Genomic DNA, 19,064 nt, shown 5'->3' with positions numbered 1-19,064 from the left:
CAATATTATTGACAACCATCGTGCATTTTTCAATAACACCCTGAAATTAAAATACTGACACACGATATGTCAGAATAAGCATGTTTATCTTCAACGCAACGAAGGATATCTGAACAAATAAATCGCAAGGGTCATGAGTGTAGTAACATAAAGAGTAAAAATAGAAATCATGATAAAAGAAAAATCAAACCGCAGAGCTGCAAAACTGATCATGAATAAACAAAAGCTCATGGACTTAACTCCCAACAACGGCCTTGATATCAACCAAATGATAAAAAATAAAGCTGGCGCGAAGATAAGTGAATACCAACCGAAATTACCATAAAACTCCCCCAATGGTGTTGAGTTGAGGGTCAGTATATTTTCACCTGTAATCATGTTCCCCAAATTAACACCAATACCCGCCGGCTTCCCGGGCCAAATCGAAGACGGAATAAAGAAAGAAAAACTTCTGAGCAAAACTGTCTTCCCATAATAGAAATCATGGATATGCCCAAACGTGTTGTAGACATATTTAAACACGTTCATATTGAATGCTTCAAACAGGTTATTGAATATCTCTGCAAAAAAGGAGCCTTCGCCATTGGATCGTTCGTTCATTCGGTAAGCAATCGCCAGGCTAAATGCATCACTTATTCCCTGGATTGAAAACCCATTGACCCACATCAGTCCCCGTGCAATCGGGTATGCATAATTAATAAATGCGACAAAAGGAGAAATAATCATACAAGCCAAGGAGAATCTGACCAATCTTTTTTTATTAACATAAGCTAAGGACATTACAGCAAACATCACCACTATTCGATTATTCACAAAAACCAATTCAATGACCAGATACAGAAGTAGCAGAATAGAATAAGTTTTTTTGCTGATTTTACAATCCACTCTTAACAAAGCTAATATCATCGGGTAAATAACACGATAGACGTTGGAAAAGTTACCTAACACAACGGATACAAGGCTATTTTCATACATATCTTGTGAGGCTTCATTCCAGTGCCCCCCCGATATTTTATTCGTTGACAAAACAATAATAACAGTAAGAAAAAAATACAATCCAATGACTAAAAACGCAAAAATATCTGTGCACTTATCGTTGATACTTTTGTCAATAATGGGTTTCAACGTAAAGTTAACCTTTTTCGTCAACACGTTAACCAACAATATCAACGAAACAAAAAGGAATATGAAGAAATAAATACCATTATCTTCGTGCAACGTTAATGTATCAATTGACAGAAAGCTGGGCGGTATTTCACCGAAAGCAAACACCATAACCAACGGCATGGCAATAAAAACCAACACTCCCGCTATCAACCCTGGAATAATGTCGTAAAATCCATTGCGAGCAGAGTTAACTACAGATAACAACACCAATAAAATGGTAAGTATCGCTAAAATAGCATTAACAATAAACATGTTAATGCCTATTCTTGAACATATTATCCAGGCTATTGTCCTCGCCGTCCCATTCAACTTCCAATGCTTCACCAGCATGGTAAAGTTTTTGCTTTAACTGCCCTTTATACCAAATGACATCCATACGCCCCAGATAGCTGGCCCACATGCTAAAGGTGGAACCTGAGGCGACAAGTATCTTGCCACAGCTCAGCGCTAATAAGTCTGCCACGGCACTGCCATAATCAGCCCGGTAAGTATCTTTCATTGAAAGCATTTCACCGAGCTCTTCATTGCTTCCATCAGAAAATACACAAACTTTCAGCGGCACTGGGTATTGCGCTCTGATTTTTTCCACACACTTTATGTACCAGGATAGAGGAATACGAGTATTAGTCTGACCATTGCTTAGCGCTTGTGGCGTTGGCGCCTGGAAATCACCCAGTCGTATATGAACGCAGAGCGTACGCGAAAAATCCTCACATAGGGCTTTTTTATGCTCTTCACGAGTGATATCGAGTAGTTCCTGACGAATAAAAGTAGACTCAGATTTGATCTCCTCGAAAAGCGTCGCCATCCCTTCAAATTTAACGATGACACTATTTTGCAATACTGCTTTATGCCGTTGGCTTTCATCAATGATTCGGGTGGTTAAAATTGCCATTATCTTTTTCAACCCGGACCAATACTCATTATTGTGCTTAAAATAACCTGAGTAATTCCGCCGATCCATATCACCACGCAATAAACGCGCCGGCTTGATTTGAGCCCAGGCAGGACTAAGCAAAATACCGTGATTATCTTTAGCAAAAACGCACGCTCTGCTCCAGGGAAATAACATATTACCCAGACCTGGACCTCCTATTCCATAATTACCGAACTCATATCGAGATACCTTTGGATAACAGATTATTTTATTTGATTTCATTATGTCGTTCGCTCTTCATTTTTTTAAATATCGCTATAGAGATAAAGACATTAAAAAACAGCAATCCCAAGGCTAATGACAATCCAGCTCCAATCAGATTCATTTTTTGGATAAGAATCAGATCAAGACCGGTAGTCACCAGCGCGCCAAGGACGTAATACACCATGACTTTTTTGTGAAGGTTAACCACATTACCAAAAGCAATAAGAACAATGGCCAGCGCATTGAAAGTGTGAGCAAAAGACACCATGACCAACGCTGGATAGCCAATAACATAAGCAGGATTGATCAGATGAAGAACAAAGCGTCCAGCAATGACCAATGCTATAAAAGCGGCCAATGAAAACAGGTATGAAACCAACAGACATTTCTTAAGAACACTAAATAATTCACCATGGTTCGCCCTTTCACTGAGCCTGACAAAGATAGGCTGAAATTGCAGGGAAAGTATCGTCGCCAGCATGGTGACAAAGCGGGTAAAATTACACACCATGCCGTAAACACCGGCACTCTCATTACCGAGAAATTTGGCAACCAGCAAGGTATCCAGTTGGAAATAGGCAAAACTGATGATAGCGGTAATATTGATAAACAGCGCCTGGTTTAACCAATGCCCTTTTTGAGAACCTATGTACGCGAAAGAGATATTCACCGGATGAAGTAAAGGGGTCGAGAGTGTAATACAGCATAAGAAAATCACCATAAACGACAGCATATAAATCACCGCCAGATTTTGTGCATTAATTCCTGACCAGCAATAAAAAGCAAAAGCTACAGCAATAAAAAAAACAGGTCTGATGATATTCTCTATCAGATCGGCGGTTACCGGTTTACTTTGCCCTCTCAGCAGCGACAACCCCATTGCTGAGAGTCCCAAAAAACACGAGATCAATAAAAATATTTTTTCATTGATACCAGATAACCAATAAAAACTGAACAATCCGCTATCTTTCACCAAATAGAGAACAAGCATAAATAGTACGGAAGAACAGAAAACAATCAGCAGACTAAAATAGATCACTGAGGTTTTATGTTGTAACAAACTGACCTTATGGCTGATGAATTCTTTCGAAATTTCTTTGATAATTAGCGTATCCAGTCCCCATTTTGAAAAAATAAGCATAAGGTTACAGACTGTCACCACAATCAGGTATTGCCCGTATTGTGCTGGAGATACCATATAACCCATGACAAATTGGGCTGATACGCCAATGAAAGCTGATAACAGTCTTAAGGATAAATTAGACGCAACTTTTAATAACCTGGATTTATTTTCAATCCAGACTCCAACGTTCAATATTGTCATGATAACTTCATTTATGAATACCGTACATGAATCGGCTTAAACAGAATACATCACCGGTTTTCAGATTTTTTTTCATAAGAGTAAATATAATCACCACCGTAGGCGTAATAATTGAAGGCTCTTTTCATAAATGAGTTAAGTACCGTACCATCAATGTTCACACCACTACGTTCGAAACGCTGAATCACCGTTTTAATTTCACGCATCGAGGTATTTTCGAACCCAACAACCAGCAATGAAATTCCAGCATATCGACCAACAATGATAGCATCTGTTACCGCCAATAATGGCGTGCTGTCAATGATGACAATGTCATATTCTTTACTGGCCCAGCTGAATAACTCATCGAGTTTTGGTGACATCAACAATTCAGAAGGGTTATCCGGTACTTTACCCCGAGGGATGATATCCATATTCGGCACACTGGTTTGAAATACTACGCTTTGAGCAGATACCTGCCCCGACAAGACTGAAGATAATCCCAGATTTTTATTGATACCAAAGATCTCATGTAGCTTTCCTCGCCGCATATCGCAATCAATCAGCAACACTTTTTTATTGGCCTGCGCCATAACCACCGAAAGATTGGCGCTGATAAAGGTTTTCCCCAGCTTTGGCGCTGAGCTGGTAATCATCAGGATATTGTTGCCCTTTTCCAGTGCGATAAAGTGCAGACTGGTACGCAAACCTTTGACAGCTTCAAGGGCCACCGCATCACCAAGTGTATCGACCAGTGGGTAAGCGCTATTTTTTATACGACTGCGATGCCAGTGATCCTCAGAAAACGGAATGGTGGCGATGACATTAATGCCGTTGTTCTCAAGTTGCAGCGGATTCTTGACCCCTTGGTTCATAACCGTCCGCATCATCAGATATCCTATTGAGACAATAATCCCGATAAACACTGACAGTAAAAGAATGGCGGCTTTTTTAGGTTCAGCAGGTTTGAGTTGCGTTATTGCTGGGTCGACAATCCTGACGTTGCCTAAATTACTCGCCTTAGTGATGCTGAGTTCTTGTTGCTTATTAAGCAATAGTACATAGATATCCTGAGTGACATCCATATCACGCGTAAGACCCAGGATCTCCTGTTGTGTTTTAGGTAACTGACTAATCTGGTTGTTAATTTTTTGCTTTTCTTGCTCAATAACCCTTTTTTGATCCAACAACGCCTTATAAACCGGATGTTCTTTGGTATACAACCTGGATATATCGGCTTCTTTCAGCGCAAGCTGGTTCAGCTCATTATCAAGCTGCAATGAGCCGTCAAGCATGGATTTCGCTTCCAGAGACAGGTCAACCGAGTCGTTTTGCTGACGGTAGCGACTTAACCGGTCTTCAGCCAATATCAGAGCACTTTTGATCTCAGGAATTTTATGTTGTACAAACTCCAGGCTTCTGGCCGCCTCAGCAGATTTACTCTCAATATTTTGCTGTAGATAGTTTTGAGTGATGCTGTTGAGAATTTTGCGGATCATCACCCGATCATTACCCAGCAGGCTGAGGGCAATAATACCGGTGTTTTTATCTTTTTCAGTAACAGACAGATGGCTCAAAATCTCATTAATGACATTTAGCACTTCTCTTTTCTTGACCTGAAATACTGTGCCAATGGGGGCATCGAGTCGCGTTACACGCAGGCTGACCGCGCCAGTTACCACTGGCTGATTGACCCTCCCTGTCGCAATAACGTCCCCGTCATAGGTCAGGCTAAATGAATTTTGCCCGGTTACCGTTAACTCCAGCGGTTGTTCCATCAGTGCATCCGACACCTTCAGGCCGGACAAGGAAATACATGGACAAGCGCTCTTGCTGGTCATCTGATGGTACAGACGGCCAAATACCGGGAAATAATCTGGGCTGACCTCCGTTGTCAGTTCCAGGTCGTTGACCGTTTTCCCTATCACCAACCGGGACTTGATAAGCTCTATTTCTGTTTCTGAAGCAGGTGGTGTAGAAGGCAATACCGTTGAAAGGCTGGATATTATTGAACTCCCTTCAGTCTGCTCTACCTGCACCATAGCATCTGCCCGGTAGACTGGCGTTGCTATTAACAAATAAAGGAAGGCCAGGATAATACATGACGTCACAATCAATGTGATCAGCCATTTATTATCTATCAATATTCCAAACAGTTGCCCCAAACTTAATTCGTTAAAATCCCTATTTAACTGCTGAGTGGGTGATTTATTATCTAGCATTATATTCCTTGATTAGCCCTTTAGCGCCTTAGCCCATTTTTTTGAATATAAGTTAAGCAACTGGTATGTTGACTCGAAATAGAGAATATCCTTGCGGTAGGGATCACTAATGTCCTGCCTCCCCCCCCAATGCCCGAAAAGGAATGTTTTCCCACGGACTTCGGCGGCAATATCTTCAACCATTTCAATGTGACATTTTTCCATAACCAAGATCAGATCAAACCGATAGCACATTTCGACAGTGAGGATTTTGGCCCGGTGATGCTCCAGGTTTAACCCATGCCTGAGCGCAATCTCTTGCGCCTTGGGATCTGCCGGACAATCAACCAACGCACCAAGACCTGCCGAGTCGATATTAATGTCAGGCAATTGCTCTTCCAGCAGCGCCTTACCCAATGGAGAACGACAGATATTACCCATGCAAACCACCAATATTGAACTAAACATAGTTAGTTCCAGCTTTGAATGTCTTTACCAGATTGAGTGATGTCATATATCCCGGCAATCGTAGGCACCAGTTGGCTGATAACACGGTTCCAGCGAGCAACCGGGGCCGCAGTGACATACACAATATCGTAGGGATGTAGCTGAAATTCAGTCCCCATGACCAGCGCACTGGCATCTGTCGCGTTTAGCTGATAAATATTGGCAATTTTACTTCCATGAGCCTTACGCAACGGGCGGATCACGAAAATTCCTGTTGCATTGGCGACCGCCTGATTCAATCCCTGGCTGCTACTCAACGCTTCGGTCAGTGTCATGCCCGAACGATCCATTTTTAATGTTGACTGTTTATTGACTTCACCCATCACGAAAACCTTCAGGTCGTCATTACGGGGAATGTAGAGAATATCGCCGGGGTCCAGTAAATGGTTCTGCATCAAATCACCATTTTGCATCAGAGCTTGCAGTGAGATATGCAGATCCTGACCATGATGGGTAAGTATGACGTTTCGCCAGTCGGCAAATTCGGTCATACCGCCCGCACGGTTTACCGCATCAAGGACAGTCAGCGGAATATTGGAGATCGCCTGCGGACCAGACTTCACTACTTCGCCGGTGATGTAGACTTTTTGCGAGCGAAACGCAGCAACATTGACATCGACCTGAGGGCTTTTAATATATTGCGCCAGTCGGCGGGTAATCTCCTGGCGGACGTCACTGACCGTCTTACCCTCTACCATTACTTTTCCGATATAAGGATAAAAGATAGTTCCATCACTATGTACCCAACTTCCTGATTCACTAGAGCTTCTGAACTGTCCAGCAGGGGTCGTCAGTTCAGGATGTTCCCAGACTGTGATATTTAGAACATCACCGGGACCAATATGGTATTGATAGTTTTTCAGTTCATTATTTAAAATGGGGTTCTGACGAGCCACCGCAGGCCTTAACCGCATTTTCTCAATCAGGCTTGGAGTCATCGGATAAAGCGTAACTAACTGATTAATATCATAGTCATTATCTGCTTGTTTTATCTCTGTCTTATTACTTACCGGCAAGTAGGATCCAGGAATAACGGTACACCCACTAAGCAACGAGGCTGATAAAACAAATGCTAGCAACTTTATTTTCGTCATTTAATTACTATCACTATTTTTTGCGCATTCAATTAAAAATGACTATTTAAAGGACTATTTAAACGTCATCACATTAACAAGCCTAAAAATCAAAGGTCAGAAAAAGCTCTCATCCGTTAAGTCATTATGAGATATAAATATCTTCAAAAAACGACAATCTACAATTATCATATTTTTCAACGCTACCGCCCTTGGTTTTTTGGTCACCAATGAACCCAACTTATTTTCATAGCAAATATAAATATGCATTTTAAATGCTAATTTAATAAATCACCCCTGATAAAACAGAAGCCATTTATGACTACGCCATCACATCTTTATTCAAAGACAAGCAATACCCGTATATATTTCAATATTTATAATATATTTATTCCATGCTACCGCTCTTGGTTTTTTAGTCTAAAAAACCAATTTATAAAACGTTTACAATAAACATTAATGTATTTTTTTTAACGCCCACCGAATAAACCTGGCCTGAGAAAAGGAAGGCCATTTGTAACCTTGCATCGCCAAATTGTTTATCCCTTCAAAACAGGCCATGTCAGCGTCTTTTTCAATACCTTCAATGATAATACCCTGCGTATAAGGACGAATATGACTAAGCATTCTGAGAAATGAATCAGTTCCTCTATGCTTCCAAAAATAATCCTTATCTATTTTTATATATTCGAAATTTTTGGTCATAACAGTGTTCAAACTAGTCAGGCCAGCACCAAAATCATCCAACCAGAGCGGGCATAATGAGGACAAGTGCGACAATAAAAAACCATCTGAATCATGTCTGAATTCAGGGAAAAATTCGTTTATTTCCAGTCTAATGTAATGTGCATTTTTTAAAATTTCACACACTTCATCATCATCATGAATGAATTTTGCAATATCGTGATCAATATTAATCGACACCAATATGTTATTTTCAATATATAACCTTGCATTGCCGATGATGATGCTAACCTGATTAATAAAAATCTTTATTTTTAGTTCAGGAGACAGTTCAGAGAAAATACACTGATTCCTGCCAGAATTTGTCATCTTTAATCTGGTTAACATTTCAAAGCAAAATATTCTTCCATAAGAATCAACTATGGGTTCATAGGTATAATAGAAGTCTATTCGGCTATCAAGCTTCAATATCCAACCCTCTCTTAGAAATCCAGCGTATAGTTAAATTGTATAAGCTTGGATTGAATACCCTATCAAGCATATTCAATGACTTTTTTGCATTGTTTTTTTTTATTACATATTCGGTGATGATACCAAAAATTAAGAGCTGATGTTTTCTCTACACCGATCTTTTTAAGGAAGTTACATTTATGATGACTGACTGTTTTAAAGCTGAGCTTTAACATATAAGAAATCTGAATAGTTGAGAGCCCTGACATCAGCATAATCAAGACCTTCCTTTCCATATTTGTAACATTTAATTTATACTCAGCTGTTTCAACACTCTTATTAAGAATGAACTGTTCGCACAATTCTTCTATCTCAGAGATATTTTTAGACACACATATGAATTTAAATTTCTTGATCAAAACCAGCTCAATGATAAAGGCATCTATTTCAGATGACAAAATTATGACTCTTCCCCAATCTATAGCCTCTTCATTTTCCTTAAGAAAATCCAGGCATCTAGTGAAGTTACTACCTGTTAAATTAATGATGAGATAGTCTTTAGTATTCAACTCAATCTTTGGATTGAATTGAATAGAGGCAACCTCTCTAATAAATGCCATCCGTCTTAATAGCAACAGTTTTAATCCCTGCTCTGTGTAGTGGCATTCACTCCATATTACTACTCTTGGCATCGAGCACCTCTTCACATCTATTATTGACCTATTAAAATCAGGATAAAGAACATCACTTTCAAAGTAACAGAATAAATTTTTTAAAGAATAGTTACTTTTCTTATAACTTTAAACACCCCCGGGAAACTAATAACTCTAATAATTCTCAGGGAAAGAATATTACCTTGAGAAAATGATTCCAATCGTTTTTGCCGATCGTAAATACCAGATCAATAGATCTAAGCTATAAATAACCATTTATTGATCGGTTTTATATTTTTTTTGCCAAGAATTATCTTATTAGAATTTACGGGAAGCCCTGTCCTTTACGATTTTCTTAATAACTAATTAACCTTTTCATACATATGTAAGATATTTCTTATTCCGTGTCGTATAGAAAAATACGCCTACATATGCAGAATATAATTCTGTTTAATTTAATTATTTAGCAATTAATGCCAGATTAAGTAAAAAAAAATTATAGTTGATAATCTTTATAATTTTTACTTGCAACAAATTTGACCCGACAGCTACTAACATCTACGCAAAAAATGCTCTTTTACACGTTGAACCGTACTCCTCATGTCAAAATACTTATTGCATGATGTCGTAGCCGCTCAAAACTGATATGACGCCATGTAATAACATTAGAAATTAATTCCACTATTTAATGTATTAGCTTAGCCAAAATAAATCTTTCAGCGAACAGCTCATCCACTATTAGGTGTCATGACATGTAGTTTTAGGATCGTGCAGCGCCAAAATATTCCAGAGAAATGTGTAACATTAAGTAGAATGACTTATTAATCTTAATAAATAACACATCAATATTTCATCACAAAAAGTGATGAACAAAACTCCGCGACTTATATTAAAAAACCGAACTGAGGATGTCCGTAGTTAACAACCATGCTCAGGTATAGAAACCTGTATTTTGCGGCTTATTGGGTATATACAACGACAGATGTCATTACAACACGCTTTCCTGACAAGAGGTTAGAATGATACGTAGCCCAGTATTATCGGACTTAGCGCTTTACTATGCCAAGTCAGATAGCTCTACGGTATACGGCGACAGTTCCTTCTGACAAATCGCTGTTGCCTCACGGTGTTGCGCATTTCCGCTGCCGCGAACCACTATAATCGCATTTATGACTTCCACTAGCTGATGCCGTACGTAAGAAGCCAGAATGTTAGTCTCACAGACGCTACAGTAGAAGTGCCAGTTCCATTGCTGCGCGCTGAAGCTGTGGTAACACCCGTTCACGTAATTGCGATGCGGGGATCTGTGAGGCATTAACCCCGACGTTCATGGCGGCGACCACACTGCCACTGCGTGAATGCATCGGCACCGCAATTGAGCGCAGACCAATTTCCAACTGCTGGTCATTAATGGCGTAACCCTGTCTTCGTACCTTGTCCAGCTCCGCGCGTAGTGCCTGCGCGCTGGTGACGGTGAATTCGGTCAATGGTTCAAGAGTGACGCGGGCCAGATATTGTTCCAGTTGCTGCTCATCCAACGCGCTGAGTAGCACCAACCCCATGGAGGTGGCATAGGCCGGCAGGCGGCTGCCATACCCCAAATCGATAGTCATAATGCGCTTCACCGAGGCGCGGGCGATATACAGAATGTTGTCGCCGTCTAATGTTGCCACCGAGCAGGACTCACTAAGGAGCTTACTGAGGTAATCCAGTGAGTTCTGTGCCGCTTTTGCCAGTTCGGAAGAGGAAAGATAAGCATGACCAATGGTCAAGACTCGCGGTAGTAAACGATAGTGACGGCCATCCGGGCAGTGGACAAAACCCAGTGCCTTCAGGGTATACAGGCAACGGCGTACTGCGGCGCGGGGAATATCGGTGATCTTACTGATTTCCGATACCGACATCTGTGAATACTGCGGTTTAAACGCCTGTAGCACCTCCAGTCCACGCGCCAGAGAAGCCATAAAGTTTGGATCGCCTTTGTATTTGTTGTTGGTTAAATCGCTGATTTCCTGCAAATGTTGCAGCTCCTCGATGCCAAATTTCGGTATCTCACTCATCCCATTCTCCATCTATCTTTATAAATCAATTGATTATTTTATTTTTTCGCCTAAACGCTACGTCCTGCTTAACTATTATCGGATTCTTTACCTGCATCACAAAAGCAACATAAAAATAACAAATAATCCGATAATCGCACAAAGATATTATATTCGCACTTGTAGATGATTTTTTCATCCTCTAAGTTGAATTTAGTTCAATAGTCCTGGCGCCAGAAATATCGGTGTAATGAGGAAAGAAAATGATCAACAAAAGCGAGTATTCCAGCGACGCCGCCGTTGCTGATATCCCGGATGGCGCCACCATTATGGTCGGAGGTTTTGGCCCTGCAGGCCAGCCTTATCACCTACTTGATGCACTGCTGCGACTCAGTCCACGCGATCTGACGCTTATCAGTAACAATGCCGGTAACGGCGATATTGGCCTGGCGGCGCTGCTGAAAGCCGGTTGTGTGCGTAAGATTGTGTGCTCTTTTCCCCGTCAGGCGGATTCCTGGGTTTTCGACGATCTATACCGACGCGGCAAAGTGGAACTGGAGCTAATCCCACAGGGCAACCTGGTCGCCCGTATCCAGGCCGGAGGAGCCGGGCTCGGCGGTATTTACACCCCCACCGGCTATGGCACCCTGCTGACCGCAAACAAGGAGCAGCGCAAGATTAATGGCCGTCAATATGTATTCGAGCTACCAATGAAGGCAGATTTTGCCTTGATCAGGGCCAATCGTGGCGATCGCTGGGGCAATCTGGTGTATGCGAAGACCGGACGTAATTTCGGTCCCGTCATGGCGATGGCGGCAACCTGCACCATTGCGGAGGTCAATCAAGTGGTGCCATTGGGGGAATTGGATCCGGAAGCAATAATCACGCCGGGAATTTTTGTACAGCGAGTGGTGGTCCACCCCGCGCCACCCCAGCAACTTTCGGCTTAAGAGGTGAATATGTCAAAACTTACCCACCAGCAATTGGCCGAACGTATCGCGCGGGATATTCCGGAAGGTGTCTACGTCAATCTGGGGATCGGTATTCCAACCCAGATCGCTAACTGCCTTCCCGCCGACAAGGAAATTTTTCTGCACAGCGAAAACGGCATCATGGGCATGGGTCCTGCCCCGGCCCTCGGCGAAGAAGATCCTGAATTGATTAACGCCGGTAAGCAGGCCGTAACCCTGCTACCGGGAGGTTGTTTTTTCCATCACGGCGATTCATTCGCCATGATGCGCGGCGGTCACCTGGATATTTGTGTTCTGGGAGCCTATCAGGTTTCGGAACAAGGAGATCTGGCTAACTGGAGTACCGGCGCTCCCGACGCCATCCCGGCAGTCGGAGGAGCGATGGATCTGGCTATTGGTGCGCGGCAGGTTTTTGTGATGATGGAGCACCTGACCAAAAAAGGCATCTGCAAGATAGTCAAGACCTGCACTTATCCGCTTACCGGCATCGGTTGTATCGACCGTATTTACAGCGATTTGGCGGTGATAGATGTTTGCTCCCAAGGGCTGGTGGTACGCGAAATTTTTGGGGGTCTGACACCACAGCAGTTGCAAGAGATTACCCCGGTCGAACTGACTTTCGCCCTTCAGAATGAAGACAATGCGACCTGGAGAAACACAGCATGAATCCCGCTTATCTGTGTGATGCCGTGCGTACGCCGTTTGGCAAACTCAATGGCAGTCTGGCGACAGTGCGTGCCGATAATCTGGCCGCACTGCCGTTGAAAGAACTACAGCAACGTCACCCGCAACTCGACTGGAGTGCGGTGGATGACGTACTGCTCGGTTGCGCCAACCAGGCAGGAGAAGATAACCGTAATGTGGCGCGTATGGCGCTACTGCTGGCTGGCCTGCCGGTATCGGTGCCGGGCTGTACCATCAATCGCCTGTGCGGATCCAGCCTGGATGCGATCGCCATGGCAGCACGAGCCATCAGAACCGGTGAAAGCGAACTGATCATTGCCGGTGGCGTGGAAAGTATGTCACGGGCCCCGTTAGTGATGGGGAAGGCAGAACACGCTTTCAGCCGCGATATGAAGCTACAAGACACCACCATGGGTTGGCGCTTTGTCAACCCGCAGATGAAGACGCTTTACGGTATCGATTCTATGCCGCAGACCGCAGAAAACGTCGCACAACGTTTCGGTATCAGCCGCCAGGATCAGGATGCTTTTGCCCTGCGTAGTCAGCAACGTACCGCCGCTGCGCAGGAGAGCGGTTTTTATACCCCACAGATAGTGGCGGTGAACATTGCGCAGAAAAAGGCCGAGCCACGGTGGTTCAACCGGGACGAACATCCTCGAGCCACCTCCCGTGAAGCGTTGGAAAAACTGAAACCGGTGGTACATCCACAAGGCTCAGTGACGGCCGGTAATGCTTCCGGACTGAATGATGGTGCCTGCGCGCTGCTGCTGGCGGGAGAACGTGGTGCTGAACGTCATGGACTCCGCCCCCTGGCACGCATTGTCGCCAGTGCTGTTACCGGCATTGAGCCAGCCATCATGGGCTTCGGCCCGGCACAGGCAGTGCATAAAGTATTGGCTAACGCCGGTTTAACGCTCGACCAGATGGATGTCATTGAGCTCAATGAAGCTTTTGCCGCCCAGGCATTGGCGGTCACCCGCGAGCTTGGGCTGCCGGATGACGCTCAGCACGTCAATCCCAACGGTGGCGCTATCGCGTTGGGCCATCCGCTTGGCGCTTCCGGAGGACGATTAGTCATGAATGCGGTATGGCAGTTACACAATACCGGTGGCTGTTACGGCCTGTGCGCCATGTGCATTGGTGTGGGCCAGGGTATTGCGCTAATTATCGAGAGGGTATGAGTATGGAGATCGAATATCGCCTTGATGGCCTGGTCAACGCGCCGCTGTTGGTGCTGTCGAACTCTCTTGGCACTACGTTTGATCTGTGGCAACCGCAGATGGAGGCGCTGACCCGTTATTTCCGCGTACTGCGCTACAACCAACGTGGACATGGAAAGACGCCGCTGATTTCGGCCCCGCTGACACTGGAACGGCTGGGATGTGATGTCATCGATCTACTCGATGCACAGAATATAGAATGCGCGCATTTTTGCGGTATTTCGATGGGTGGGTTAACCGGATTATGGCTCAGCCGTTTTGCCCCACAGCGTCTACGGCGACTGGTGGTGGCGAACACCGCCGCCCGTATCGGCAATGCCGAGAGCTGGCAACAACGTGCACAACAGGTACGTTTGCAAGGGTTGGCATCTATTGCCAGCACGTCGCCGGATCGTTGGTTCAGCGATGATTTCCAACGTCGTGAACCACAACGTGTTGCGTCGTTGGTCGAGCAGTTGGCGCGCAGTAGCGCCGAAGGGTATGCGGCCTGTTGTGATGCGCTGGCTCAGGCTGATCTGCGTGCCGAGATTCCGTTGATGACCTGCCCGATGCTGGTCATTGCCGGCGAGGAAGATGCAATCACCAAAGTAGAAGATGGTCGTTTGCTGTCGGCCACCGCCCCGCAGGCCAGGCTGGCGCTTCTGCCGGCAGCGCATATTTCCAATCTCGCTTGCCCGGGACAGTTCAACCGCCTGGTGACTGCTTTTCTTTCTGAGAAGGTGTGAAGCATGGAATTACGTATTGAACGCATCGAAAGCTGGCTGGTGGATATCCCCACTATCCGACCGCACAAACTGTCGATGCTCACCATGGGTTGCCAGACACTGACCATCGTGCGGCTCACCTGTGCTGACGGCACGATCGGCTGGGGTGAAGCGACGACCATTGGCGGCCTGAGCTACGGTCCGGAAAGTCCGGAAGGCATTAAATCGGCCATCGATAGCTATCTGGCACCGTTATTAAGCGGCAAAAGCTTTAACGGTCTGATGACCTTCGTCAACCTGATGAACACCCACGTTAAAGGAAACACGTTCGCCAAATCCGCATTGGAGACAGCCTTTCTCGACGCGCAGGGCAAACGTCTTGACCTGCCGGTCAGCAGCCTGTTAGGCGGGGCACAAACCCAGACGCTGCCGGTACTGTGGACGCTGGCCAGTGGCGATACGGCCAAAGATATCGAGGAGGGACAGCGTCTGCTGGCAGAGGGCCGTCATAACACCTTCAAACTCAAAATTGGCGCCCGCTCCCTGGTGGAAGATTTGCACCACACTGCGGCGATTAAACAGGCGTTGGGGCCGGAAGTCAGCATTCGCGTCGATGTCAATCAAGCATGGGATGTGTGCACCGCAGTGCGGGGCATGGCGGCGCTACAAGAGATTGGTATCGATCTGGTAGAGCAGCCGGTGGCGCTTTGGGACCGGGCCACGCTTATTCAGCTCAGCCAGCGCTTTATCCTGCCGATCCTGGCTGATGAAGCGGTGGCCGATGCACATGACGGCTATACACTGGCGGCCAATGGCTTCACTGGTGCCTATGCGCTGAAAATCGCTAAGGCTGGCGGCCCGATGCAGGTACTGAAGCTGGCCCACGTGGCCAACGCCGCTGGCGTGGCACTGTATGGCGGCACCATGCTGGAAGGTACGCTCGGCACTCTGGCCTCGCTACATGCCTGGAGCACACTGAAGCTGGAATGGGGTACCGAGATGTTCGGTCCCCTGCTACTAAAAGACGACATTGTGGCTACCCCATTGGTCTTCTCCAATGGTCAGGTCACCCTGCCGGATGGTCCAGGTCTCGGTGTCATTATTGATGAAGACAAGCTGTGCCATTACCAACGTAAATAAGGAGGCACCGATGTTATTCAAAGTGGAAATGGTTGTGAAACTGCCGGTCGATATGCCGAAAAACACGGCCGACGAGATCAAGCTGCGTGAAAAGCGTTATTCCCAGGACCTGCAAACCCAGGGGAAATGGCGCCATATATGGCGCATTGCAGGCAGCTACGCCAATGTCAGTATTTTTGATGTCGACAGTAATAACGAACTGCATGAAATCCTTACTGCTTTACCGCTTTACCCCTATATGGATATTCGTGTTGATGCGCTGTGCCGACACCCGTCATCCATTCGCGATGACGATAAATAAGCCAAGGAGAAAACAACTGCAACAAAATTAGCATTCAATCCTAAATAAACAAACCCTACATATCATCAATGAGGAGTTCGCCATGTCAGCTTCTTTTAACCAACGTGAAGACGTCATCAAACTGCTTGAAATCAGCAGTGGTTTAACCAACGAAGCAGGTAATCCGCGCTTCAAGCCGATCATGCATCAGATGCTGGAAGATATTTGCAATCTCATCGACAAATTCGATATTACCGCGGAGGAGTTCTGGCAGGCGGTTAATTACCTGCACGAACTGGGTGGGCGTCAAGAAGCGGCACTACTGGCAGCAGGGCTGGGTCTGGAACACTATCTCGACATGCGTGACGATGCACGCGAACAGGCGATGGGACTGGAAGGCGGTACACCACGTACCATTGAAGGGCCGCTATATGTGGCTAATGCTCCACTCAGCGACGGCTTTGCCCGTATGGATGATGGCAAGGAAGCTGGCGAGACCATGTGGTTGCACGGACAGATAAAAGATGCTGATGGTCAGGTGGTGGCGGGAGCCATAGTCGATATCTGGCACGCCAATGCTCTGGGCAACTACTCATTCTTTGACAAATCGCAGAGCAAATTTAACCTGCGCCGTCGAGTAAAAACCGATGCCAATGGCGGCTATGCGGTGCGCAGCATACTGCCATCCGGATATGGCTGCCCACCGGATGGCCCGACTCAGGCACTACTGAACCAGCTTGGTCGCCATGGACATCGCCCGGCGCATATCCATTTCTTTGTCTCTGCGCCGGGATATAAACATTTAACTACCCAAATTAACCTCAACGGCGACCAATATCTGTGGGATGACTTTGCCTTTGCCACCCGAGAGGAACTGATTGCCGATCCAATCAAAATAACCGATCCGTCGCTGGCAGCCCAGCGCGATATACCAGGAGACCACACCGAAGTCAGCTTTGACTTTATCTTACACCCGGCGACCAAAAGTAAAGAAGAGATAAAAGTCAATCGCTTACGCGCTACTATTGAGGAGTAATTCAGTCCGCCGATAAACATACCGCCTCGGGTAATGGCTGGTTATTACCCGTATCCTGCAACCCTATTTATGTGAGGTCATTAACATGAACTCAACCAATACGATATTTTCCACGCTAAAAGAAAAAATAAATAACGCCGTGGTGATCGATAAAGAAAAGGCCTTTATCAATGTAATCGCGCGATATTCACCGACGAATCTCTTTTCGAACTGGAAATAAAAGTCATTTTCGAAGGCAACTGGGTATATCTGGCCCATGAAAGTCAGATTGCCGCCCCTGGCGACTATTACACGCTGACCATTGGCCGCCAGCCGGTGATTATTACCCGCGATAAAGAGATGCAGTTGCACGCAATGATCAACAGTTGCTCGCACCGTGGTGCGATGTTGGCCAGCCGCAAATCTGGTGATAAAACCTCGTTCACCTGCCCGTTCCACGGCTGGACCTTCAACGACAGCGGCAATCTGCTGCAAGCCAAAGACGAAAAGACCGGTGAGGTTTATGGTTTTGAAAATGGTCACATGCTGCTATGGACCCGCGCCCTGAACCCGGAAGTGCGTCCGATTTATAAGTAGTTTTCCCGCCTCAACGACCGTTTTGGCAGCAACCGCGCCAACCTGATGGTTAACGAGACGCGCAATCTGTGCCTGTACCCCAACGTTTACCTGATGGATCAATTTTCTACCCAGATCCGCGTCGTACGTCCGATCGCCGTCGACAAGAGCGAAGTCACCATCTTCTGTTTCGCACCGAAAGGTGAGAGTGCCAAAGATCGTGCGCTACGCATCCGCCAGTATAAAGACTTTTTCAACGTCAGCGGTATGGGAACGCCTGACGATCTGGAGGAGTTCCGCGCCTGTCAGCAAGGCTATAACGCCGGTAATCTGCCGTGGAGCGACTTGAGTCGCGGTGCCCACTCGCTGGCAGGAGGGCGCTGATGACAACGCGAAAGCGATGTCGATTACGCCTCTGCTGAGTGGACCCCGTTCCGAGGACGAAGCGCTGTACATCAGTTATCACCATCACTGGCAACAAGCTCTGTTACACAGTCTGAATCAGTATGAGGTGGCCAAATGAACCGCTTGCAACAGCATGTTGAACAGTTCCTGTATCGTGAAGCGCATCTGCTTGATGACCGTCAGTGGGAGGAGTGGCTGGTCTGCTATAGCCCGAAAGTTACCTACTGGATGCCAGCCTGGGCTGATGATGATCAACTGACCCGCGATCCGCGGAGTGAAATTTCGTTGATCTATTACCCGAACCGCGATGGATTAGAAGATCGGGTGTATCGCATCAAGACCGAACGCTCGGCAGCCAGCATGCCGGAACCCCGGACCACTCACCAGATAAGCAACATCGAACTGCTGGAAACGGCCAGTGAATATGTAGAAACGCGTTACAACTGGGTGACGTTCAGCCACCGCTACCACAAGACCGATCTGTTCTTCGGCATGACGCGTTGTCATATTGACCTGAGCACGGAACAGCCGCAGATCCTGAGTAAAACCATCCAGATAAACAATGACTACATCAACAGGTCATTGATATTTAGCATGTTTAATTCGAGGTAATGATGCCCTTTACTGTTGCACTCAATTTTGAAGATGGCGTTAGTCGTTTTATCCAGTGTAATCCAAACGAAAAGGTTCTGGATGCTGCCTATCGGCAAAAAATCAACCTGCCGATGGACTGTTCCGATGGCGTATGTGGTACTTGTAAATGCCGCTGTGAACAAGGGGAATACAGCCTGGGTGAGAATTATCTTGAAGCGGCGCTGTCTGATCAGGAGGCCGCGCAGGGAATCGGTAAA

At 45.8% G+C, this 19,064-nt stretch carries 17 protein-coding genes and 2 pseudogenes; 10 read left to right on the top strand and 9 right to left on the bottom strand.

Going from position 1 to position 19,064, the window contains the following annotated elements:
• Positions 1–90 precede the first annotated feature (90 nt).
• The 9 genes from RS889_RS06920 to RS889_RS06880 all read right to left on the bottom strand — a co-directional run bounded on the left by RS889_RS06920 (position 91) and on the right by RS889_RS06880 (position 11,239).
• Positions 91–1,419: a hypothetical protein gene (locus RS889_RS06920; RefSeq protein WP_315709955.1), complete on the bottom strand. Its 1,329-nt coding sequence runs from the start codon at positions 1,417–1,419 to the stop codon at positions 91–93.
• 1 nt (position 1,420) lies between these two features.
• A complete protein-coding gene (locus tag RS889_RS06915) occupies positions 1,421–2,326 on the bottom strand; it encodes an alpha-1,2-fucosyltransferase (RefSeq protein ID WP_315709953.1) in 906 nt (301 codons plus the stop codon).
• On the bottom strand, positions 2,313–3,632 hold the full coding sequence (locus tag RS889_RS06910) for an oligosaccharide flippase family protein (RefSeq protein ID WP_315709952.1): 1,320 nt from the start codon (positions 3,630–3,632) through the stop codon (positions 2,313–2,315). The genes RS889_RS06915 and RS889_RS06910 overlap by 14 nt, the downstream gene beginning before the upstream one ends.
• A gap of 50 nt (positions 3,633–3,682) precedes the next feature.
• Positions 3,683–5,833, bottom strand: a complete 2,151-nt coding sequence (locus RS889_RS06905) for a polysaccharide biosynthesis tyrosine autokinase (RefSeq protein ID WP_315709951.1) — start codon at positions 5,831–5,833, stop codon at positions 3,683–3,685.
• A gap of 12 nt (positions 5,834–5,845) precedes the next feature.
• Positions 5,846–6,280 (bottom strand): arsenate reductase/protein-tyrosine-phosphatase family protein, encoded by a 435-nt coding sequence (locus tag RS889_RS06900; RefSeq protein ID WP_021016766.1) that lies wholly within the window; start codon positions 6,278–6,280, stop codon positions 5,846–5,848.
• 2 nt (positions 6,281–6,282) lie between these two features.
• A complete protein-coding gene (locus RS889_RS06895; protein WP_315709950.1) occupies positions 6,283–7,413 on the bottom strand; it encodes a polysaccharide export protein in 1,131 nt (376 codons plus the stop codon).
• 435 nt (positions 7,414–7,848) lie between these two features.
• Entirely contained in the window at positions 7,849–8,544 is a 696-nt protein-coding gene (locus tag RS889_RS06890; protein ID WP_315709949.1) for an EAL domain-containing protein, read from the bottom strand.
• Between the two features lie 65 nt (positions 8,545–8,609).
• Complete coding sequence (locus tag RS889_RS06885; protein ID WP_021016769.1) at positions 8,610–9,218, bottom strand: LuxR C-terminal-related transcriptional regulator; 609 nt, start codon at positions 9,216–9,218, stop codon at positions 8,610–8,612.
• 1,187 nt (positions 9,219–10,405) lie between these two features.
• On the bottom strand, positions 10,406–11,239 hold the full coding sequence (locus RS889_RS06880) for an IclR family transcriptional regulator domain-containing protein (RefSeq protein ID WP_315709948.1): 834 nt from the start codon (positions 11,237–11,239) through the stop codon (positions 10,406–10,408).
• A gap of 242 nt (positions 11,240–11,481) precedes the next feature.
• Here RS889_RS06880 and RS889_RS06875 point away from each other — a divergent pair, with 242 nt between their 5' ends.
• The 10 genes and pseudogenes from RS889_RS06875 to RS889_RS06830 form a co-directional block, all read left to right on the top strand.
• On the top strand, positions 11,482–12,168 hold the full coding sequence (locus RS889_RS06875; RefSeq protein ID WP_315709947.1) for a 3-oxoacid CoA-transferase subunit A: 687 nt from the start codon (positions 11,482–11,484) through the stop codon (positions 12,166–12,168).
• 9 nt (positions 12,169–12,177) lie between these two features.
• Entirely contained in the window at positions 12,178–12,855 is a 678-nt protein-coding gene (locus RS889_RS06870; RefSeq protein WP_315709946.1) for a 3-oxoacid CoA-transferase subunit B, read from the top strand.
• A complete protein-coding gene (pcaF, locus tag RS889_RS06865; protein ID WP_315709944.1) occupies positions 12,852–14,054 on the top strand; it encodes a 3-oxoadipyl-CoA thiolase in 1,203 nt (400 codons plus the stop codon). Before RS889_RS06870 ends, pcaF begins: the two co-directional genes overlap by 4 nt.
• Positions 14,055–14,056: 2 nt before the next feature.
• Complete coding sequence (gene pcaD / locus RS889_RS06860) at positions 14,057–14,818, top strand: 3-oxoadipate enol-lactonase (protein WP_315709943.1); 762 nt, start codon at positions 14,057–14,059, stop codon at positions 14,816–14,818.
• Positions 14,819–14,821: 3 nt separating this feature from the next.
• On the top strand, positions 14,822–15,937 hold the full coding sequence (locus RS889_RS06855; RefSeq protein WP_315709941.1) for a muconate cycloisomerase family protein: 1,116 nt from the start codon (positions 14,822–14,824) through the stop codon (positions 15,935–15,937).
• A 10-nt stretch (positions 15,938–15,947) separates the two neighbouring features.
• Entirely contained in the window at positions 15,948–16,238 is a 291-nt protein-coding gene (catC, locus tag RS889_RS06850; protein ID WP_315709940.1) for a muconolactone Delta-isomerase, read from the top strand.
• 82 nt (positions 16,239–16,320) lie between these two features.
• Positions 16,321–17,253, top strand: a complete 933-nt coding sequence (gene catA, locus RS889_RS06845) for a catechol 1,2-dioxygenase (RefSeq protein WP_315709939.1) — start codon at positions 16,321–16,323, stop codon at positions 17,251–17,253.
• An 85-nt stretch (positions 17,254–17,338) separates the two neighbouring features.
• Positions 17,339–18,331: pseudogene (locus RS889_RS06840) on the top strand (Rieske 2Fe-2S domain-containing protein).
• A complete protein-coding gene (locus tag RS889_RS06835; protein ID WP_425475116.1) occupies positions 18,328–18,825 on the top strand; it encodes an aromatic-ring-hydroxylating dioxygenase subunit beta in 498 nt (165 codons plus the stop codon). The pseudogene RS889_RS06840 and the gene RS889_RS06835 overlap by 4 nt, the downstream one beginning before the upstream one ends.
• A gap of 2 nt (positions 18,826–18,827) precedes the next feature.
• Positions 18,828–19,046 (top strand): annotated as a pseudogene (locus RS889_RS06830) (2Fe-2S iron-sulfur cluster-binding protein); the annotation flags it as partial.
• Between the last annotated feature and the right edge of the window lie 18 nt (positions 19,047–19,064).

The sequence above is a fragment of the Brenneria uluponensis genome, assembly GCF_032395385.1.
GTDB classification, from domain to species: Bacteria; Pseudomonadota; Gammaproteobacteria; order Enterobacterales; family Enterobacteriaceae; genus Prodigiosinella; species Prodigiosinella aquatilis.
This window is presented reverse-complemented; position numbering and strand designations above follow the sequence as displayed.